Source organism: Thermodesulfobacteriota bacterium, from assembly GCA_036397855.1.
Taxonomy (GTDB): Bacteria; Desulfobacterota_D; UBA1144; order Nemesobacterales; family CSP1-2; genus DASWID01.
The window spans coordinates 36559-55961 of the sequence record DASWID010000128.1; the positions used below are offsets into that span (position 1 = coordinate 36559).

The following is a 19403-nucleotide window of genomic DNA, read 5'->3' on the forward strand; positions in this document are numbered from 1 at the left end:
ACTAAGAACAACTGGATTTAGGCGAAATAGCTGCCGCAAAATCAAACCCCAAGATGCTGCTGATTAGGTTATTATATTCTAGAAGCTCGGCCATTAATTTTTGCTGTGATTGAGCCTGACGTTGTGTGACGGGGTGGGAATTTATCTTCTGCCTAAGATCTCTGATCCTATCGATATCTTCCTGAGCGAGAGTTTTCTGTGCTTGCTTAGAATGGAACTCTTGTGATAACCGTGCAAACTCCTTGCTCAGTCGGAGGAGCGCTGGGTTTGTTTCGAATTCCCTTTTTGAGTTATTAAATACCTTAACTGAATCAGAGTTATCCAGGTAGACAATCAATTCTTCGACAACTGATTTTAGGCGTTCGTCAATCATAGTCTTTCTCCCTGATTTTAACAACATCCGCCTCCCGATTGCATCATACTGGCAAAATCAAAGCCTAGTCTACGGCTTATCAAGGCGTTTAACTCTCGAAGCATATGAAGCAATTCTTCCTGTGCCTGGAAATACTCTCTTAAGGTAGGATTACTAAGAAGCTCAACTCTCACTTGCTCAATAACTTTAAGGTCATCACTAGAGGCTCCGTTCCACAAACTGATCATCTGATAAGATTGAAGCTTTTTATCATACTCTGTAAGCATGCGCCAGGCATTCTTATCATTGCGAATCTGATTCATCGCTTCTTCATATCTCCGAAACTGAGTGGAATCCCCTACCGATATTGCAAACTCTTTTACAAGATTAAATCTTCTTGTTTCACTCATGATAAGTCGTCCTCTCTAAACTCAATTTAACCTCTACTCCCAATCGGCATAACCTGAGAAATTCCCAGTTTCTCAAGCCCTTCTCTGATCACTCTTTCCGATAGCTTTCCACCGCTATGAATAAGCTTGCCATTTATTGTGATAATGGGTGGAGTAATCTGTTCTTTCCGTATTAATTCAAGAATCTCGGGAAATTCGAAGGATTCAGGAGAAAATATCTCAATAAACTCTGTTTCCACACGGTGTCCGTATCTTTTATCCAGGCGCCTCGCAAGCATCTCAGAAGCGGCTTTCCACGTTTTGGATTCATCACATCCCTCGATAGGAAAAGCGAAAATACGAACCTTTACAATCCTGTCATTCTCCACAACTAGCAGCACCCCGCACCCGATAATGGCCCACAACCGGGAGGCACGCCCCCTCTAGCTCCAGATTTACTGCCAATTCCAACGTTCACACTTCCCAATACCTGATAAGTATCGTCAGAATTGCACTTCGGACATACCGGTTTGATTCCTTTTTCCTTCTCCGCGAGTGTAGCCCACACGTCGAATGTTTCTCCGCAATTATTACATTCATATTCGTAAATCACTTTGCTGCCTCCTTGTCTCTTTTAACTGGCTTTGATCCAAATAATTCCTCGGCAGCACGCTTAATACTGTCAATCCCTCTTATCTCATCATCGGCAAGCGGCATTATTATCATAGGCAAATTGAAGAGCTCCTCTGCATGGAAAATATATTTTTCCTGCATCATACGGCGCCGAGTGAAGTATTCGTTCGTGCAGTATTCAGGCATTAGAACCTGATTGGCAACAACAAACTGAGTCGGTATGCCCGCTTCTTTTAAATCCTTCATTGCACGATAGGCTTCAATAACAGGAGTGGACTCAGGATAAAACACAAAAGCGAAGACCGAACGCTTCGGATCCTTCATCCTGTTTATGATGCGATTGAGACGCTTCTGTGTCTCTCCTTTTACCCCTTCGCTTTTCTCTGTTGTCGCCACCATCAAACCTACCTGCTCGCTGTAATCAAATGGAAGCTCAAGAAGCCTCAATGTATGACCGGTCGGAGCGGTATCAAATACGATTACATCGTACTCGTCGCTCTCTGCATAAGTCATGAACTTATCAAATGCAGCCATCTCTTCCGTACAGGGTGATTCCAGCTCCTCGCGAATTGCGACCAACATATCATCCGAGTATTTCGTACTTGCGTCTTCGAGAATTTTTTCCTTGTATTCTTCTACGGCCCTTTCCTGGTCAATGATAACAGCCCAGAGATTACCAACACCTTCCACCTTCTTGACAGTGTCCTCAATTTTCTGCTCAAGAACTTCGCCAATGTGCGAAGCGGGATCAGTAGTAAGGAGAAGTGTTTTATGTCCCCTGCTTGCCAGATGGAAAGCAGTTACGCACGATATAGTAGTTTTACCTACACCTCCCTTACCCGTAAAAAAGATCGATTTAGTCTGGCCTTGAGGAGTAATCAAATTCATCACCGATTCTGAATCCAAAGTATCAAAGCCTGTTTTTAACTCTGATCCGCTTTCATGCCCAAAGGAAAATCCGCCTACATCCCTATCATACTCGTAGAGGGAGTTTGAAATATTTTTAAGTCTTGCAATTCCCTTTATCTCACCATCTCTCTGATAAACGTGCTTTTTTGGCACAGGGAAAATCTCATTGATTTTTTTGAGGTGTTTTTGTTGCATTTCATAACGTTTATTAAAAAAGACATTCTCACAGACTTCCTCTGGAAGGATTCCGTTAACAATAAGCTCGATATTTTTAACACCGATTGTATTCAGCTCATCGGAGGACCTTATTGTCTCGTAAATTGATGTTTTATCTGGCTGCAAGACAAAAACGAATTTAGTTCGGCTCGGGTCAGCGAGAAGATTTATTGCCTCATCATACTTCTTTTTGTTTGCCTGAATATTCGCAACAGGTCCTACACACGTATTACCGCTTCCTTTGGCACTCTCCTCGATGTGCCTGCTCCAATCCAAAGGAAGCTCAAGCAAACGGATGGTGTGACCGGTAGGAGCAGTATCAAAAATCACAACATCATATTTCCCATTTCCCTCAGACGAGTCACCAGCTATAAAGTCAACGAAACGGTCAAACGAGGCTATCTCCGTAGTACAGGGTGAGTTGAACTGCTCTTCCAGGACTTTCATAACATCGTCAGGCATTACCCGACGCATAGGAGCGAGGATACGCTCGCGGTATTCTTCTGTCGCTTTGTCCGGGTCAATTTCCATTCCCCAAACATTTGGTATTCCAAGTGGTGTTATTTTATGTCCGATTTCCCTTTCAAATACATCAGCCAGATTCGAAGCGGGGTCGGTCGTAATGATCAGGGTTTTGAGACCGCTTTCTGCATAATGGACTGCTGTAGCGCAGGCCATCGTTGTCTTTCCAACACCTCCCTTGCCTGAAAAAAAGATATATTCCGTATTACGCATTCAATTACCCTCCAACATACTCGACTAGCTCGTCATAGGAAGGATACTCCTTTTGCTTTACCACCTTTCCGTTCACCAAAGTCACAGGTAAAACATTAACTCCTCCAGATTTTAGCAATGAAAGAATCTGCGGGTTCTGTATGAACTTCGGTCCTTGCTGCGAGAGCAGATAACGTTCTACCTCTATCTTTCCGTTAAACTTTTTATAAATATTCAGAATGGCTTCATTCATATCGAGTAACGCCGGATCGATAGTCGGCCCGCAAAGACCGCCCGGGCAGCACATAGGGGGATCGAAAATCTCTATCAAAATCGATTTATTTTCAGTCATGACTAACCCTCCTTGAATATTCAATTAGCTTATTATTTCTGAGCCTTACCATTTACTGAAATACATGCAATCACAAGACCATGAACTTTACTTTCAAGACATATTTGATTCATAATGACATTATGGATACAAAACAAAATCACTATACATCCTTAGGTTTTCAGAAGAATTCTCCTTTTATTATCGATCATTCGCGATAGTTCTTTCTGAGCAACAAAACCAACAACACACTTTCCCTCCTCACGTATCAACAGTCGAAACTCAAGATTAGATTTATCTTTTTCCAGGTCTTCACTATTTAAGAACTTTTTCAGGAAGGAGAAAAGCATCTTGTTTAACCCACCGTCTCTTTTTAGACAATAATATGACCAGGTGCCTCTCCTTCTTACATCAACCACACCGGAATTCTTAAGAATCATGAGATGCTTGGATATTTGATATTGAGGAATTTTTAAAGTATCTACCATTTCGCAAACACAAAGTGAATCACATGCAAGTAGAAGATTAACGATCCTCAATCTGGTTTCGTCCCCCAATGATTTAAAAATATCAGCGTGAATCATTTTATATATCCCTATCCCCAACTTATATGCCTGTATGCCAATATAAGCATATGCCAATTATAATTACGCTTCCTAAATTGTCAAGTCCTCGCATTGACTCATCAGAAATCTATTTGAAGAAGAATCGTTGCCTCATCTAAGAATCTATTCAAAATAGTCTCCCCCTAGAAAGATAACGGGAGGCATAGATGAGGCTAACCATGGAAGAAAGAAGATCGGTCACTGCAGTAGTGGCGAAGAGGTATCAGAAAGCCACTAAAAAGGAGAAAGGCACCATCCTTGGAGAGTACACACAACTGACCGTGTATAATCGCTGTTACGCCGCTTTTTTGTTAAGGAATCATGGCCGGAGAGTGAGGATCAATAATAACACTGTTTTGGTGGGGGACTGTAGAAAGAGGGTTAAGAGGACCAGGGACAGGACCTACGATGAGCAGGTAGTTAGGGTTTTGAAGAGGGTATGGCTGATCATGGGTTTTATATGCGGTAAGAGACTTAAGCCAGCCTTGAAGGAGGTCATTCCCGTCTTGGAGAAGTATAAGGAGATAGAGCTGGATAAGACCGTCAGAGAGAAATTGTCTAAGATCTCTGCCGCCACTATAGACAGAGTATTAGCTCCGGAGCGTAAGAAAAGGTCCCTTCGCCAAAGAGCCAGGACTAAGCCGGGCACATTACTCAAGCATCAGATACCGATAAGGACCTTCTCTGAGTGGGATGAGCAAAGACCGGGTTTTGTAGAGATAGACCTGGTGGGGCACGAGGGAGGAGACCCCAGTGGGGATTATATCCAGACCCTGGATATGACCGATGTATGCACCGGTTGGACTGAGACCCAGGCGGTTAAGAACAAGGCCCGGGTGTGGGTGTTTGAGGCACTTAAGGAAATAAGAAAGCGCTTACCTTTTAAGCTCTTGGGAATAGATTCAGACAATGGGTCAGAGTTTATAAACGATCATCTCTATCGTTATTGCGAGGAGGAGAAGATCACTTTTACCAGGGCCCGAGCTTATCGGAAGAATGATAACTGCTACGTAGAGCAAAAGAACTACTCAGTGGTCAGGCGTGGGGTGGGTTATCATCGTTACGATACTCCCCAGCAACTACGACTGTTAAACCAACTGTATTCCCGCTTAAGGCTATATACTAACTACTTCCAGCCGGTGATGAAACTGGAGGAAAAGATTCGGGTGGGAAGCAAGGTGAAAAAGAGGTATGACCAGCCAAGGACACCATACCAGAGGGTGTTAGAAGCACCCCTGGGGGAGAAAGAAAAAAAGGAAAAGTTAAACCAAGAGTATGCTAAACTAAATCCGGCAGAACTGAGAAGACAGATAACCACACTACAAATTAAACTCAGAAAGTTGGCAGCAAAAGAAAATTTAAAAAAAAGAAATCACAAACAGAATTACAAAAATGAAGAAAATGAAAAGGATTTAGAGTATATTTCTGGTGAGGCAACGAATTAACTTTCAAATAGATTTTTATGTGAGGCAATAGTGTCCTTATGTTACTTGGTTATGCTTAACCTCCCTCAAGCAAAGGCTGAAACTATATTTTAAAAATTTTCGATATAAGAAGGAAATTAAAAAGGAATCAGATCAGATCGGAAATACCTACCGTCAGGAAATCATACATTCTGACACACGAAAAAAAACTTATGTGCGTAACTTACTCTAATAATAGGGACATTCTCTGGTATGATTGTTGTCGTTTTAGATATGCAATGATAATGAATATCCTTTCTGGAAACATATCGATTATCAATCTATCCCCGAAACAATCACACAACTTATCCTCCGGGTCCAAGATTATAAAAATTTTTCAATATCAACTCTTTAATATCAGAAGGTTATGTTTATTAAGATGAGTTTTCAGATTATTTTAGACAGCGGTAGCATAGGAGGTTCAAAATATGGGTATGGAATATGAAGTAAAAGCAGAGCAGGTGGTGCCAAACGTCTCTACGGTGCGAACTAAGGAGGCACAAATCTACTTCGATTCATCACCCGGACAAAGCGAGTATCTCTTTAACCCTGCTGAGTTATTTCTGAGCGCATTTGCCGCATGTATTTTGAAGAACGTCGAGCGTTTCTCGGAGAGGCTAAAATTTGCCTATAACAAAGCTTCTATAAAGGTACACGGTGTACGAGAGGAACCTCCGCCACGTCTGACTACGATTAAATATGAACTGACTCTATATACAAATGAATCACCACAAAGAATAGATCTTCTCCGCCGCAATCTCGAAAAATATGGAACAATCTACAATACAGTAGCAAATACTTGTGAGATTTCAGGAGAAATAATCCCGGTTAATCCGGTGGATCAATCGGACATCCATACACCGATCTAAGAACTAAATACCGCATTTTCTCTCCCTGAAGTAAGCTGTTTACAAGACAAGTATCTGATCATCCTGAGTTCATCGAAGGATAATCACGTTCACACCGACCTAAAAGTGCCCTTCGACAAAGCTCAGGGCTTCAGGACGAACAGGTCTGACTAAACTTTAACCACTATAGATAAAAGGCAAGCATGCGAGCTACTCCTTCCTGAGGCTGGGCCACGCTGAGAAAGCAACAACATACAGCGTGATGATATTAACGACAGGTACCACCATCAGAAGGCTTAGCCACTTGGAGTAACCTGCTTTGCCAAAGATGAACCAAAACGGGATCACGATTAAGACTGCAAAAATTAGCATCATAAATGGCCCGAATGGCCACATGGGAGCACCAGACATATCAGGCATTACGCACCTCCTTTCAGTAGAGACAGCTAACTAACAATTAGACAGCAAAAATGCAGTATAATTTTCCTGTACTGCTAACCATCTTTTCTTCTAGCTATATTATGTTACTTAATACAACAGTAGTAGCTATCATGAAAGCGTCTACCTTGCATTAAGCACAAGAACCAATACAAAAGCCATAACGAAGAAACAGAAAAAAAAGGGAGCCAATATTTCCATTTGCCTATACCATTTAAAATACCTTCAGATAGACTAAAAGCAAGATTCGACGCAAAAGGCGACGAGGAAAAATCGTTTTGAATTTAAGAAGATGGAATTTCGGCTAAGCCTGTTTCAGACTTCAGTGATCATATGGCAATCGTGATTTATAAAGGGTCAGGTGCATGACCGTATATTTACCAAAAAAGATCGGGTGAATATAGTCATTGGATCTAGGTCTTATGATTTTTTGAGGTACTAATTTGATGAAGAACCAGTCCAAACCCTCTTAATTAATCCGATGATTAGCCTTGAATATGTCTCATCCGTAAGGAAGCCGTAAATCCCTAGAACTATGAATTGGATACCTACGCAAACCAATAAAGAACCCATGGTACGGTTTAATACATTGATTCCAGTCGTTACTAAGGGCGAAACTATCTTAGAGTGCCCTTTCAATGCCAAAAACGATAGTAAAGGAACTATTGCGATGCCGATAGTTGTTTGATACGATAGCGAAAGAATATCTTTGATCAATCATGGCTTATGCCTTCTCTTTTCAAATAAATAGTTGCAAACGGTAAACCTTGATCGTTGATTAACATATCTTATATTCCGTCGTAGGGACTTGATGAATCTAATTTTTTCAAAATCTAGAGTATGGAGGAAGGTGATTTTTTTATAGTGGAGGTGAGGTTTGATCTTAATGTAATGGACATGAAATTAGTTGAAGATGAACGCGGTGGAATCGAAGCCTCAGATGCTTTTATTCCAGCAGTTTTATCAATTATTTTGATTGTGGTTCGGACTGCCTTAGAGGACAGTACGCTTCAAAAGGAACTTCCTGGATATTTGGAATATGTATCCAGGGTAGGTTACAAACTTATCCCGTGGGTTTGGTAGAGGTGAATGAATTTCGTGCATATCAAGTCCTCCATGCAAAATTGTACCCTATGAGTGATAAATAATATGAGGATTTAAAATTGTTAATAACGCCGAAGTAATGTTCTTGTGGAACTTAAATGAATATTCGCTGTTTCAGTCAAATTTGATAGTAAAAAAATAATATCGTAGACAATCGATTCCTCTTAAAAATGTGCACAAACTATTTTGTACCTGATTTAATAAAAATACTGTTTAGGACTGGAAATTAGTTGAAGAAGGACTATATTATTATTGGGTATGGGGTTAAAAGCGGCAAGAACCTTCTCAAGATTGAGAGGTTGCCCAAAAGGCCAGAAAAACTGGCCTTTTATTTTATGGAGTAACACGTAGTTGTTGCATGGATAATTAGAAAAACCCGATAATCAGGTTGTTTGAAATTTTTCTCTTGAATTTTTCCGCTTCCAGGTAAAAAAGGATTAAACGCTTTTAGCTCTAATGCCTAATACCCCACGTGAAGTCACTTCACTGAGCGAATATTTGTATTATTATCAATGGTGGTAGTAAATTTTGTTTATGCGATTTAGATGCTCTTCTTCATCTTGTATCACATTCCCACAACCTTCACAGTAAACGACATCGACGAAAGGGCTATGTTCACTGTGAGCCCTTCTTATGGCTTCCACATAAACAAGATTGTTTGTGTTTGGACATCTGATGGCCAATTTTTCTGCTATTTCATCGAAGAAATACTCCATGTGAGGAATGTTACCATGTTTTTTTTCTATCATTAATCTGGTCATTATTATCACCTCCTATCTATTTTTAATATAAACACAGTTGACTTGAATTAAAGGTCTTATAACCCCTTTTCACCATGGAAATAGTGTCAAGATGGATTAGCCTATCCTTATTCGATTAGATTAAAGCGATTTTCCAGCTAAGCCCGTCTAAGCTTGAGCTCACCGATCCCTTCTTGGGTTACAATAATAATATAGAAATAGAAATCGTATCATCCTTCCAAACCCGCAAGAAATTTAATTTTCTCTTTCAGATCATCTTTTGTCACTTCATAGATGTTAAAGGCCTTATTCAATGTAACCATCATGATGTTTTCAGCAACGATCTTGTCATGCCCTTCAACCCAATAAAGGCAAACAATCATCTCCATTCCGTCGGGATGCTTAATCATAATGGACTTGTGCTTTTTTATGCCCATTATTGCGGGTCTATCGGGTACGACCTTTACTTCAAATCCATTTTCTCCGTTATACTCCTCGATAAGCTCTTTGAAAATAGGCGTGATAAGATTTTCAAACAGCTCGTTTGCTTTCTCGTTAAGTTGACTTGTTAAATCTTCGCTCAATACATTCGCCTTTAATTTCGTATAGTCTATAACATTGCTTCTCCATTGTATATTTTTAGCATCGATTTATGTTTCGGATTTCATAGCTTTTTTGAACTACTTCTTCAATCTACTGTGAAAAGAACTTTTTCCTGCGTATATGCTCAAGACATGGGAGTCTTTTTCTAATGTTATCTAAAAAATCAAAATCTATCTCGCAAGTAATGACATCTTCCCTATCCTGGCACTGTGATAGAATCTGTCCCCAAGGATCTATGATCATTGTTCTGCCATAAGATATACGACGCGAGCTATGTTTACCATATTGTGCTGGGGCAACGACATAACATTGGTTTTCTATGGCACGGGCACGTAGAAGGCCTTCCCAGTGGTCCTTACCTGTATACAGGGTGAATGCGGAAGGTACGAATAGAATTTCTGCACCCCGTAACACCAAAGCGCGATATAGTTCTGGAAATCTCAGGTCGTAGCAGATACTAAGACCCATAATCCGACCAAACAATTCTACAGTTACTTCACTATCACCGCATTTTATATATTGAGATTCTTCAAATGTGTTCTCATCATCCAGTGAGACGTCAAAAAGATGTAACTTATCGTAGCGAGCTACGGCACGCCCCTTCGTATCAAATACTATACACGTATTTGTAACCCTTGACTTACTAGCTGTCTTTAAGGGGATACTGCCTCCAATTATTGCTACACCATGCTCGATGGCGAATTTCTCAAGAAACTTAACACTGGGTCCATTCTTGTAATTCTCGGCCATTTTGATCTTCTCCGATTCACTTCCTATGAACGAGAAATTCTCGGGTAACGCAATTAGTTGAGCGCCATCTATTACGGCTTGCCCCATAAGTTTTAAAGCGGATTCTAGATTCTTATTACGATCCTGTTTCGAGCACATCTGGACCGCAGCGATTCTTATTTTTTTCATTTCAGTGGTTTTCTAGAATGAACAACATGATTGAGCTACACAATTTATTGACCATGTTTGATTAAGAAAACTTTAACGTTAATTTCATTTTTTCACATTTTCTTTAAGTTAACGACAAGTTAAAAGGAGTAGTAATTCAGTCAGATTCCAAAATTTTCGTCATGCACTAGTTAATTTACGGGTGCCATCACCTTAAGCTCACGATTTCAAACCAATGTTGTTGTTGAAGAGGTTCTATTTTATAAATATATAATGAGGGAAGTATAAACCAAACTATTTTAGCAAAGCTTTCCTCCACCAAATAATGATTTTAAAGTACACGACTATTGAACTTCAATGACTTTTACGTCATAACTCTTCACCTTGTAGTGCCCAGGACCTGTTATATCAAGGAATTCAAGATCAAATTGGGCAGACTTTCCCGGCAAAATGCTGTCGCTCATCACCCACGAAGTAGTTGACGAAATAACGTTTCCATTTTTATCATACGCTCTACCTTCTACTTTTACTTTCCCTATAGCTTTATCTGATTTGTTTTCAACCTTTCCTGGAATATGAAGGTGATCTGCTGCGCAATGAAACGTGGGCTCTAAAACAACTTCTAGATTAGATGAATAGTCGTGGTGTGAATACACAGACGTTACCATAAGAATAACCGAGATCATTACAAATGAAATAATTTTTACTGTTTTCATTCTATGTTATATTACTCCTCGATTTATTCACATATTTGAACGACTGACTTCATAAGTATATCAACAAAATCCTTTTAATTTCAACACATTGTATATCCGCAAATGTTACCTTTTAAAGCTTTTTGCATCCCATATCCTTTTAAAATTCGAATGAATTTAATCAGAAATCCTTAATATTCTTGAGATGACAGTCGCGCCGGGACTTCCAGGTTGAAAGTACAAGACAAGTTGAAAGATATAGATGAGAGCCGTGGGGAATATGGTGTGTTGAATATAGTTATTTGAATTGACTGTATATTATCTATCTATTGTTTTTTAGAGCTTTAAAGGATCAGTTGAATTCTAATGAATCTGGAAAGGGGAATCTTGTATGTTCTTCCTTCCCATCGAGTTCTCTAATACTATCAGCACCGAATTCCACCAAACGCTCAATGACCTCCTGGACAACCGTTTCAGGGGTTGAAGCCCCTGAGCTTAGACCGACAACCATATCATCTCGAAACATGTCCTGTTTAAGATTATTCGCCCCTTCGATCAAATATGCTTCTTTGACTCCAGTTGACTTTGCCACTTCGACGAGTCGATTGGAATTGGAGCTCTCAGGAGAACCCATAATGAAAATTATATCGGCGAGTTTTGAAAGCTCTTTTACAGCATCCTGTCTATTCTGAGTTGCGTAACATATATCAAGTTTGGACGGACTTATTATATAAGGAAACCTTCTCTTGAGTGCTTCAACAATATCCTTTGTGTCATCTACACTCAATGTCGTTTGTGTGACATAAGCAACTTTATCGGGATCGGGTACCGAAAGGTCTTCTGCTTCCTCTAATGAATCCACAACTACAACTTTGTCAGGGGCCTCACCGCTTGTTCCAATAACCTCAACATGATTTCTATGTCCAATCAGGATAATCGTGTATCCCAAGTCCGCATAGTGTTTTACTTCATTGTGAACTTTTGTCACCAATGGACAGACTGCGTCAACGACCTCCAGTCGTCTTTCTTTTGCCTCCTCTAATATGGAGGGACTAACACCGTGGGCGCTAAATATAACTCGCGCGTCTTCGTCCTCAATCTCGTCGAGGTCTTCGACAAACCTGACTCCTTTTTCTTTAAGAGATTCTACTACCCTCTTGTTATGGACTATTGCATGACGCACATATATAGGAGGACCGTATATATCGAGTGCCTGCTCTACTATTTCAATTGCCCGATCTACCCCCGCGCAGAATCCCCTAGGCTTTGCTACTATCACGCGCATATATCGTGTTTTATCTTAAGTGTTATGGAAAAACATTAACATAATTAATGAAAAACTCTACCTCATAATCCGATTACCGATATTATTTCTCCTTTTGCTGTTCATAAAAGAGGTGTTTTGATAATCGGTATTTATCGAGTATTGGAATCCAAAATGTTAAATATAGCAAACGTACAGCAATTTCATTCCGATGAATATGAATTAGTTTATCGACGGAGTAACGAGATCCGAGAATGTATTTCCGGTCCTTTTAAGCATTGACAATTAGGTGTATTATGATAACGTGATTTTGATAATGATTATCAATATAAGTATGGAGAATCATGGTAAGCGTTCATATAATTGGATATGAATACGCAATTTTCTAAGGTTATTACTCTTTTTATTGCTTTGTTATTCCTTTTTTCCTTGGATCTCATTGCCGAGGATTCGTCACAGAATCAAAGAATAAAAGAGCTTGAGGAGAAGCTCAAGTCCGTTACAGAGGAAGTTCAAAAACTCAAGTCTACGGGGGAAAGTGATGCCAATCTAAAGGAGATTGAAGAGAGATTAAATGTATTAGCCGAGGAAATAGATAACATCAAATCCGCTGCTATTGTCGAGGAGCCTACTTATGAGCAGGTGTTTGGAATGGGGCCTGCCGCTTCTAAGGTTTATAAAGCAAATCAGGGAATTTCAATCGGCGGTTATGGTGAAATAATTGGTCAATTCCCGGGAGACGGGGATAACACACTCGATGCCCTAAGGGCCGTGCTCTATTTCGGTTATAAATTTAATGACAGAATCATATTTAACTCAGAGATAGAGTTTGAGCATGGTAGCACAGAAGAAAACCTAAACGGTCAGGCCGGTGAAGTTTCAGTTGAATTTTCCTATCTGGATTTTCTCCTTACTGAGCAGGCGAATCTAAGGGGAGGTTTAGTATTAGCTCCTTTTGGTATAATCAATGAGGTTCACGAGCCAACGACTTTTTACGGGGTATTAAGGCCAGACGTCGAGAGGTTTATAATCCCAACTACCTGGAGGGAGGTGGGAGTTGGTCTCTTTGGTGGATTGAGCGAGTTTGTACCAGGGAGTTTAACATATAAGGCCTATGTAATGAACAGCTTCGATTCCAGGGGTTTTACCGCTTCGAGCAACAGGGATGCAAGACAGAATGGTAACAGGGCCCTTGCGAATAATGTGGCGTTCGTAAGCAGGATTGAATATGATCCATTTCCTGGATTGAAGTTTGGTGGGTCAATATTTCTCGGAAATACAGGTCAGAATCAGACGGTCAATAATCCCGATTCTCCCTTTAATGGAAGGGAAATTAAAGGGTTTTTCCAGATGTATGAAGGGGATGTGCAAGTCCAATATAGAGGATTTGAGGGAAGAAGCCTCCTGGTTTGGACTTTTCTAGATGATGCGGCTCTAATCAATGCAAACAATGGTTTTGTGGGCGATGAATCCGTTGGAAGCCAACAATGGGGTTGGTACATAGTAGGGGCATACAATATTTTATCCCTTGCCGATTTTGGGCAATATTTCCAATACTTCGCCCCTTTTATCAGATATGAAAAACTAAATACCCAATTTAGAGTTCCTAACGAATTCTTCAACGACCCTGCCAATGACCGTCAGAATGTAACCTTTGGGATCAATTATAAGGCAATACCACGGGTTGTCATCAAAGCTGACTATAAATGGAATGATAACGAGGCAGGTACGGCCAATAACCAATTTAATATAGGACTTGGATATGTTTTCTAATTCAGGTTAAATTAAGCGGGTGTTAAGAGAGAAATAGATCATAGGCCAATCCTCCTAAAATCCTGAACATTGATTAAATGTTAAACACTCTTCTACCACTTTCGATCCTATTTACCTTTTTAATTAATTCCTTTGTAATTGCCAAGGTTTTTATGAAAAGAGAGGAGGCCTTAAAACTGGCCTTTCCGGCCGCAGACCGGATAATTAAAAAAAACATCTTTATAAATAAGGAACAGACTTTGGAAATCGAGTCAATTGCAAAGACAAAACTGGAATCGAAACTTTATGTCTTTTATGTGGGGAAAATGGGGGATGAAACCCTAGGGTATGCCGTAATAGATACCCATCGCTTAAGGACAATGACAGAGACTGTTCTAATTGTTATTAATCCCGACGGAACTCACAGAATGACTGAGATATTGGCCTTTTTTGAACCACCTGATTACATGCCTGGAAAAAATTGGATCGATCTCTTCCAAGATAAACCTCTTAATGACTCCCTTAGGATTGGAAAGGGCATACCTAATATTACCGGAGCAACTATAACATCGAATTCGCTCCTCAATTCGATTAGGAGGGTTTTAGCAGTCTTCGAGGTGGCTGTTAAGCGAAAGGAATTAAAATGAAATTTTTTATTTCCAACGACATAAGAAATAACACGTTATTGAAGCTGATTGTAGTTCTAACCTTGGTCTTCTTTCTCTTTCTCTGGCTAACCAATCTTCTTCTGTATCTTAAAATCGGGTTTAGTTATGAATCGATAGTTGATTATTATAGAGGATCAGAAGAGAGTTTCAGACAACCAAAGAGCTATTTGGGGTTATTAGAGGAGTCTCATTTCCATTTCTTTTCGATGGCTATTATTCTGGTTACTCTCAATCATCTAATACTCTTTTCGAAAATTAATAATTTGTGGAAATTAATCATTATCGTGGCATCGTATATTTCAGCCTTTGGCGATATAGCTGCTGGGTGGCTTATTCGGTACATCAGTCCATTATTTGCCTATCTCAAATTAGGTTCAGTAATAGTCCTTCAGATCTCTTTCGCAACCTTACTTGTATTGGTATTGGTTTTTCTCTATAGTGAGAAGGATAACAATCTAAGACAATTTAAAGCTTGAGTTTATTTCGTAGTTTTTTAACATCGTAGTAAGGTTCACCCATCTTTTTCGCATGTTGATACAGTTTTTCGAGTTCAGATAATATTGAGATTAATTTGTTTCTTCCATATTTTGTTTTTAATGCTTCTCTTGGGGACTCGCCATTGAGGGCATCAATAGGTTCATCAATCCAATCTTCGTAGTATTCGTCGAGAATTCTATCCATTTTCTTCTTGTTTCTGACTCCGAATGGTAATTTTTTAAGCTTAGCTGTCACCAACCAGCTATCATTTATTAATGAATCTGGATGTTTCGTTGAATCACCTTTATGCGTAATTAGCCCCTTTAATTTTTTTTCTATGAATGTTTTTGCTCTGTCTAAAGAATCTACAGAGTGTGCTTGAATTGCGAGTTTTCCAACTTCAACCTCGATTATCGTATTCACATTTTTTTTCTCTATGTTAGATAAAACGAAAACTCTTAGTTCGTCTGACCCGCCACTAATTTCTTGTATCGTCATGACTTTCCTGATCTTTGATACAACGAGATTAAAATCAGCAAAACTGTAATCCGCCCGTGCAAAAACCAGCTCGTCTCCATCAGTGGTTAGAAAACGAGAATGCTCCAATATATGCTCTAAATAGTTTCCAATGAGAAAGCCCCAATTTTTTAAGAAATCATAATGGCTAGATTTTTTTCCAAATGTTTCTTTAAACTCTTTAAATTCTCGATTATAAAAGTCAATAATGAACGATTTAAATGTTTGGCGATAAACTGATAATACACCCGAAAAATAAGTATTTTTGTCGGTCGTTATAAGTCTTGCCCCGACTATGTCGGAGATCTTAACCTGCTTGGAAGCAGAATTATCAATTACAAATATAACTTCATCAGTAAATATGTCTCTTATGTTACATCCTTCATTTGTAGCTATCTGTTCTACATCATAATAACTAAATGCGCTTTTTGACCAATCTCTCAGTATGGATTTTTCAAAATTGGATAGCGAATCACCCTCCTGTTCATAGAAAAGCTCGATTACGCTTTTACCAATATCTATTAGTTTGAAATCGTATATGAACCAATCAAAGAACTTAGTGAATGTGATGTCGCTGATATCTTCTTCTTCGTAATCTTGTTCAATAAGCTCGGGGTCATTCTTCCAGATGTAGAAAGCCTCACCGATCTGAGCCTGTATCTGAGTACGATGAGAAAAATCTATTAGCTTTAATCTCAAATCTCTTGCAGCTTGTTCGAATTTATATTGTTTGAGATTGATGATTGAATCTGTCATATTATGAATACGAGTAAAATGTAGGCTTTAATCAGGAAATTAGACTTTAAGGATTCGCATCTTGAATGTTAGTTTAATTGGATAATATAAGGTGTCAATTAAGCATCAGCCAATCATAGCTAAGATCTTATTAATCCATTATACCGTGATTTTGTTAAAGGCGAATGCAGTTTCAAAACTAATGAATAATCCATGCTCTCGAAAATTAAAAAATTAAATGTCAAATCTAATCCTTCATTTTAGACGGTTGGTTGGGCAACCCAATATATCCCCATAGTAATATAATCAGTAAACCAAGAACCAATGGTATGTACTGACTCATATGGTAAAGATATCCGACGAGCATTCCTCCTAGGGATGCTCCAAAAAAATTTGATAGATTGTAAAACCCGCTTGCTGCGCCACGGTTAGACGGAGCTGCTCTCATTGTTAAAAAGGCGGGAAGAACAGACTGATAAAGTGTATATCCAAAAAAAAGTGCTGTGCCTGAAACGAACAGTATCCAGTTATGATTTCCAGCGAATAGGTATAATAAGAAGCTAATTAGCAATATGGCCCATCCGAGTCTCGTGGGTAGTTGTAATTTGCCTTTTTTCTCAGCATGCCTGATATATGGGAAGATTATTAGAACACTTGGCAGAAGGATCAAAAGATAAATCTTCCACAGTTTTAATTTTTCTAGACCAAGTGAGATCCAACTCAGTGGGTAAATAAAAAAGAAAAAATTTAAAATAAGCGAATTAACAAATGAAGCAAGGTAAATTCTTTGCAGCTCTATTTCGTTAATAAGTGTTAAAATACTTGGTTTTTGTTTATTTTCAGGATGGTCATCGATTTTAGGAAAATAATAGACTGTAACTATCAGAGCAATAAGACCTAACAGTGTAAGCGTGTAAAAAAGACTCTTAAAGCCGAGTTTAGCGGCAACAAAAGGGCCACATATCAGACCAACGATAAAGGAGGCCCCGATTATGATTGAAGTGATTGTAAAAGCCTCGGCTCGAATTTGAGGCCGTGTCGAATCACCTAGCGCAGCGATTGCTACAGCTCCAATTGCACCACTTCCCTGTATCACACGCGCCAGAATCAACTGATTTATGCTTGCAGCCATAGCACACAAAAGACTACCAAAAGAAAACAATAAGAGTCCTATTATGATAATGGGTTTTCTCCCGAAAATATCGCTGGCCCAACCAAAGGGTATTTGCAAAAGGCTCTGCGAAAGTGCATATATGCCAAATGCAATACCTGTAAGAGTTAAGGTTGCTTCCGGATAGTTTATGGTGTATACGCTAAAAACGGGTAGAATGAAGAAAATCCCCAAAAGCCGGAGTCCCATTATCATGCTGATAACGGTTACAGCCTTTATTTCTGTGTTACTTATTTCCATGAAAATTCAAACAAATATCGGATTTATCGATCGACGCATTATTTTATCATGATTAATTTTTATTGATACATCTAGGCTGCCGTGTTACCTTACTTCAAGTGAATAATCTTACGTCATCGCAAATAATAGAAACCGACTCATATGATAGAAGATTATTTTCAGAGCTTGAGGGTACATCTAAAGAACTAAAAAATCTGATTGATCGTGGTTCAAATCTCTTACCTGACTTTCGATCCCTGGTTTTGGATCTGTTTGCTAGCTTCTTCAAACTAAATGTACTCACAATACCGCGAGACGTGGATAATGAACGTTTTACATTGGGAAGAATGATAATTGAAATAGCTCATTCGAGTGAAGCTTATAAAAATCTGAGGGAGGAAACAGTGCTTGACGGATTTAAGTCTGCAGCTGCGACCTTAATACTAGGTGAGGAATTGATTAAATGGATTAAATCTGATGAAGGCATTTCAAAAAATACACTCCTCCGAGAGTGGGAAATTAGTAGAGCTGTACAAAGCCATAATGATTATGAAGAACAGGTGAAGACATGGGAAGAAATTGAAAAAGCCAAATCTCTAAAAAACATAAATAATAAGAAATTAAAGGATGAAAAAAAGAATGCCGATTTTAAGGTCAATGCTATAGAGGGAGAGCTTAAAGACCTCATTAAAGAGCAAAAGGATATACTTGCTAAGCTCGATAAGAAAATTGAAAAACAAATACAATCCTCTCTGGTTATTGCCAGCGATAGGGTCGAAGAGGCTGAAGATGAAATAAAAGGGTGGGGGTCTTCGATGGGGATTCCGGTAGAAAAAGCCTTAGGGGAAAAAATTGATCTCGCATCCAAATTAATTAAAAGTGAGAAATTAAGAAAGCTTTCAAATATGGTTGGTAGCCTTAAGGAGGAAATGTTGACCTCTAGAACTAAGGTTTGGTCAAAAACAGGTAGTGAAGTCTATAATGTTTCCAACGGGTATGATCTTGGTCGTATAATACCTTCCGAATTATTAACATTAAGTCATAAGCATCTCAGGAAAGATTTTATGAAAAGATTTATTGAACAAAAGCTCCTTCAATATTATCTCAGATTAGAAAAAGGCAGGGGGCCTCTCATAGTCTGTTTAGACGGGAGCTCGTCAATGTCTGGAGACAAGGAGATTTGGTCAAAGGCTGTATGCGTGACACTTCTCTACTTTGCAAAGAGGCAGAGGAGAAAGTTCAGAGTAATAGTATATTCATCGAAGGGATCGCCACTAAGGTATTTCGAGTCAAGGGCGAGAGATGGCTGGGCAATGTCGGAAAATGATATAATTGAACTAGCTGAATATTTTCCTGGAGGGGGAACTGATTTTCAGGACCCACTCGATAAGGCGTCAGAGCTTTTAAATCTATCGAAATTCAAAAGAGGTGATGTTGTCTTTATTACGGATGGGGAGTGTGATGTTGGTGAGGACTGGTTAAAGGGATTCTTAGAATTAAAGCATAAGCTTAAATTTAAGATATATTCTGTACTGATAGATTTAACGGGGAGGGAATCTCCAAAGACGCTCAAGAGATTCAGTGATCTTATTACCACAGTATCAAGACTTACATCAAAAGACGCTAAGGAAGTTTTTATTAGCCTTGACTGATAACAAACTTAT

At 39.1% G+C, this 19403-nt stretch carries 23 protein-coding genes; 7 read left to right on the forward strand and 16 right to left on the reverse strand.

Going from position 1 to position 19403, the window contains the following annotated elements; genetic code table 11:
* Position 1 precedes the first annotated feature (1 nt).
* The 7 genes from VGA95_10240 to VGA95_10270 form a co-directional block, all read right to left on the reverse strand.
* Complete coding sequence (locus VGA95_10240; protein ID HEX9666919.1) at positions 2 to 373, reverse strand: YlbF family regulator; 372 nt, start codon at positions 371 to 373, stop codon at positions 2 to 4.
* 17 nt (positions 374 to 390) lie between these two features.
* A complete protein-coding gene (locus VGA95_10245) occupies positions 391 to 762 on the reverse strand; it encodes a YlbF family regulator (GenBank protein ID HEX9666920.1) in 372 nt (123 codons plus the stop codon).
* A gap of 26 nt (positions 763 to 788) precedes the next feature.
* A complete protein-coding gene (locus tag VGA95_10250) occupies positions 789 to 1130 on the reverse strand; it encodes a hypothetical protein (GenBank protein HEX9666921.1) in 342 nt (113 codons plus the stop codon).
* Between the two features lie 2 nt (positions 1131 to 1132).
* Entirely contained in the window at positions 1133 to 1354 is a 222-nt protein-coding gene (locus VGA95_10255; protein HEX9666922.1) for an FmdB family zinc ribbon protein, read from the reverse strand.
* Positions 1351 to 3234, reverse strand: a complete 1884-nt coding sequence (locus tag VGA95_10260; GenBank protein HEX9666923.1) for a TRC40/GET3/ArsA family transport-energizing ATPase — start codon at positions 3232 to 3234, stop codon at positions 1351 to 1353. The genes VGA95_10255 and VGA95_10260 overlap by 4 nt, the downstream gene beginning before the upstream one ends.
* Before the next feature lie 4 nt (positions 3235 to 3238).
* Positions 3239 to 3565 (reverse strand): arsenite efflux transporter metallochaperone ArsD, encoded by a 327-nt coding sequence (gene arsD, locus VGA95_10265; protein HEX9666924.1) that lies wholly within the window; start codon positions 3563 to 3565, stop codon positions 3239 to 3241.
* 152 nt (positions 3566 to 3717) lie between these two features.
* The gene (locus VGA95_10270) at positions 3718 to 4185 is read right to left on the reverse strand and encodes a metalloregulator ArsR/SmtB family transcription factor (GenBank protein ID HEX9666925.1); all 468 of its coding nucleotides are present in this window, start codon (positions 4183 to 4185) and stop codon (positions 3718 to 3720) included.
* 131 nt (positions 4186 to 4316) lie between these two features.
* Here VGA95_10270 and VGA95_10275 point away from each other — a divergent pair, with 131 nt between their 5' ends.
* Positions 4317 to 5594, forward strand: coding sequence for a transposase (locus VGA95_10275; GenBank protein ID HEX9666926.1), 1278 nt, complete (start codon positions 4317 to 4319; stop codon positions 5592 to 5594).
* 452 nt (positions 5595 to 6046) lie between these two features.
* Positions 6047 to 6481: an OsmC family protein gene (locus VGA95_10280; protein ID HEX9666927.1), complete on the forward strand. Its 435-nt coding sequence runs from the start codon at positions 6047 to 6049 to the stop codon at positions 6479 to 6481.
* 189 nt (positions 6482 to 6670) lie between these two features.
* On the opposite strand, the gene VGA95_10285 is transcribed toward VGA95_10280, so the two are convergent.
* Together VGA95_10285 and VGA95_10290 are read right to left on the reverse strand one after the other, a co-directional pair.
* Positions 6671 to 6880: a hypothetical protein gene (locus VGA95_10285; protein ID HEX9666928.1), complete on the reverse strand. Its 210-nt coding sequence runs from the start codon at positions 6878 to 6880 to the stop codon at positions 6671 to 6673.
* Positions 6881 to 7336: 456 nt separating this feature from the next.
* Complete coding sequence (locus VGA95_10290; GenBank protein HEX9666929.1) at positions 7337 to 7615, reverse strand: MarC family protein; 279 nt, start codon at positions 7613 to 7615, stop codon at positions 7337 to 7339.
* A gap of 174 nt (positions 7616 to 7789) precedes the next feature.
* On the opposite strand from VGA95_10290, the gene VGA95_10295 reads away from it, so the two are divergent.
* Complete coding sequence (locus tag VGA95_10295; protein HEX9666930.1) at positions 7790 to 7981, forward strand: hypothetical protein; 192 nt, start codon at positions 7790 to 7792, stop codon at positions 7979 to 7981.
* 530 nt (positions 7982 to 8511) lie between these two features.
* On the opposite strand, the gene VGA95_10300 is transcribed toward VGA95_10295, so the two are convergent.
* The 5 genes from VGA95_10300 to ispH form a co-directional block, all read right to left on the reverse strand.
* Positions 8512 to 8763 (reverse strand): hypothetical protein, encoded by a 252-nt coding sequence (locus VGA95_10300; protein HEX9666931.1) that lies wholly within the window; start codon positions 8761 to 8763, stop codon positions 8512 to 8514.
* A 209-nt stretch (positions 8764 to 8972) separates the two neighbouring features.
* A complete protein-coding gene (locus tag VGA95_10305; protein HEX9666932.1) occupies positions 8973 to 9326 on the reverse strand; it encodes a hypothetical protein in 354 nt (117 codons plus the stop codon).
* A gap of 109 nt (positions 9327 to 9435) precedes the next feature.
* The gene (locus tag VGA95_10310; protein ID HEX9666933.1) at positions 9436 to 10263 is read right to left on the reverse strand and encodes a carbon-nitrogen hydrolase family protein; all 828 of its coding nucleotides are present in this window, start codon (positions 10261 to 10263) and stop codon (positions 9436 to 9438) included.
* Positions 10264 to 10586: 323 nt separating this feature from the next.
* Complete coding sequence (locus tag VGA95_10315; protein ID HEX9666934.1) at positions 10587 to 10958, reverse strand: FxLYD domain-containing protein; 372 nt, start codon at positions 10956 to 10958, stop codon at positions 10587 to 10589.
* A 331-nt stretch (positions 10959 to 11289) separates the two neighbouring features.
* Positions 11290 to 12222, reverse strand: a complete 933-nt coding sequence (gene ispH / locus VGA95_10320; protein ID HEX9666935.1) for a 4-hydroxy-3-methylbut-2-enyl diphosphate reductase — start codon at positions 12220 to 12222, stop codon at positions 11290 to 11292.
* A 348-nt stretch (positions 12223 to 12570) separates the two neighbouring features.
* Between ispH and VGA95_10325 the strand changes: the two genes are divergently transcribed.
* From VGA95_10325 to VGA95_10335, 3 genes are all read left to right on the forward strand, one after another.
* A complete protein-coding gene (locus VGA95_10325; GenBank protein HEX9666936.1) occupies positions 12571 to 13974 on the forward strand; it encodes a hypothetical protein in 1404 nt (467 codons plus the stop codon).
* A 152-nt stretch (positions 13975 to 14126) separates the two neighbouring features.
* Entirely contained in the window at positions 14127 to 14600 is a 474-nt protein-coding gene (locus VGA95_10330) for an FMN-binding protein (GenBank protein ID HEX9666937.1), read from the forward strand.
* Positions 14597 to 15097 carry a hypothetical protein gene (locus tag VGA95_10335; GenBank protein ID HEX9666938.1) on the forward strand — a complete coding sequence of 167 codons (501 nt, stop codon included), beginning with the start codon at positions 14597 to 14599 and terminating at the stop codon, positions 15095 to 15097. Before VGA95_10330 ends, VGA95_10335 begins: the two co-directional genes overlap by 4 nt.
* Here VGA95_10335 and VGA95_10340 read toward each other — a convergent pair.
* A complete protein-coding gene (locus VGA95_10340) occupies positions 15087 to 16370 on the reverse strand; it encodes a hypothetical protein (protein ID HEX9666939.1) in 1284 nt (427 codons plus the stop codon). The two genes, VGA95_10335 and VGA95_10340, sit on opposite strands and share 11 nt — an antisense overlap.
* A 226-nt stretch (positions 16371 to 16596) precedes the next feature.
* On the reverse strand, positions 16597 to 17760 hold the full coding sequence (locus VGA95_10345) for an MFS transporter (protein ID HEX9666940.1): 1164 nt from the start codon (positions 17758 to 17760) through the stop codon (positions 16597 to 16599).
* 98 nt (positions 17761 to 17858) lie between these two features.
* Between VGA95_10345 and VGA95_10350 the strand changes: the two genes are divergently transcribed.
* Entirely contained in the window at positions 17859 to 19391 is a 1533-nt protein-coding gene (locus VGA95_10350; GenBank protein ID HEX9666941.1) for a VWA domain-containing protein, read from the forward strand.
* Positions 19392 to 19403 lie beyond the last annotated feature (12 nt).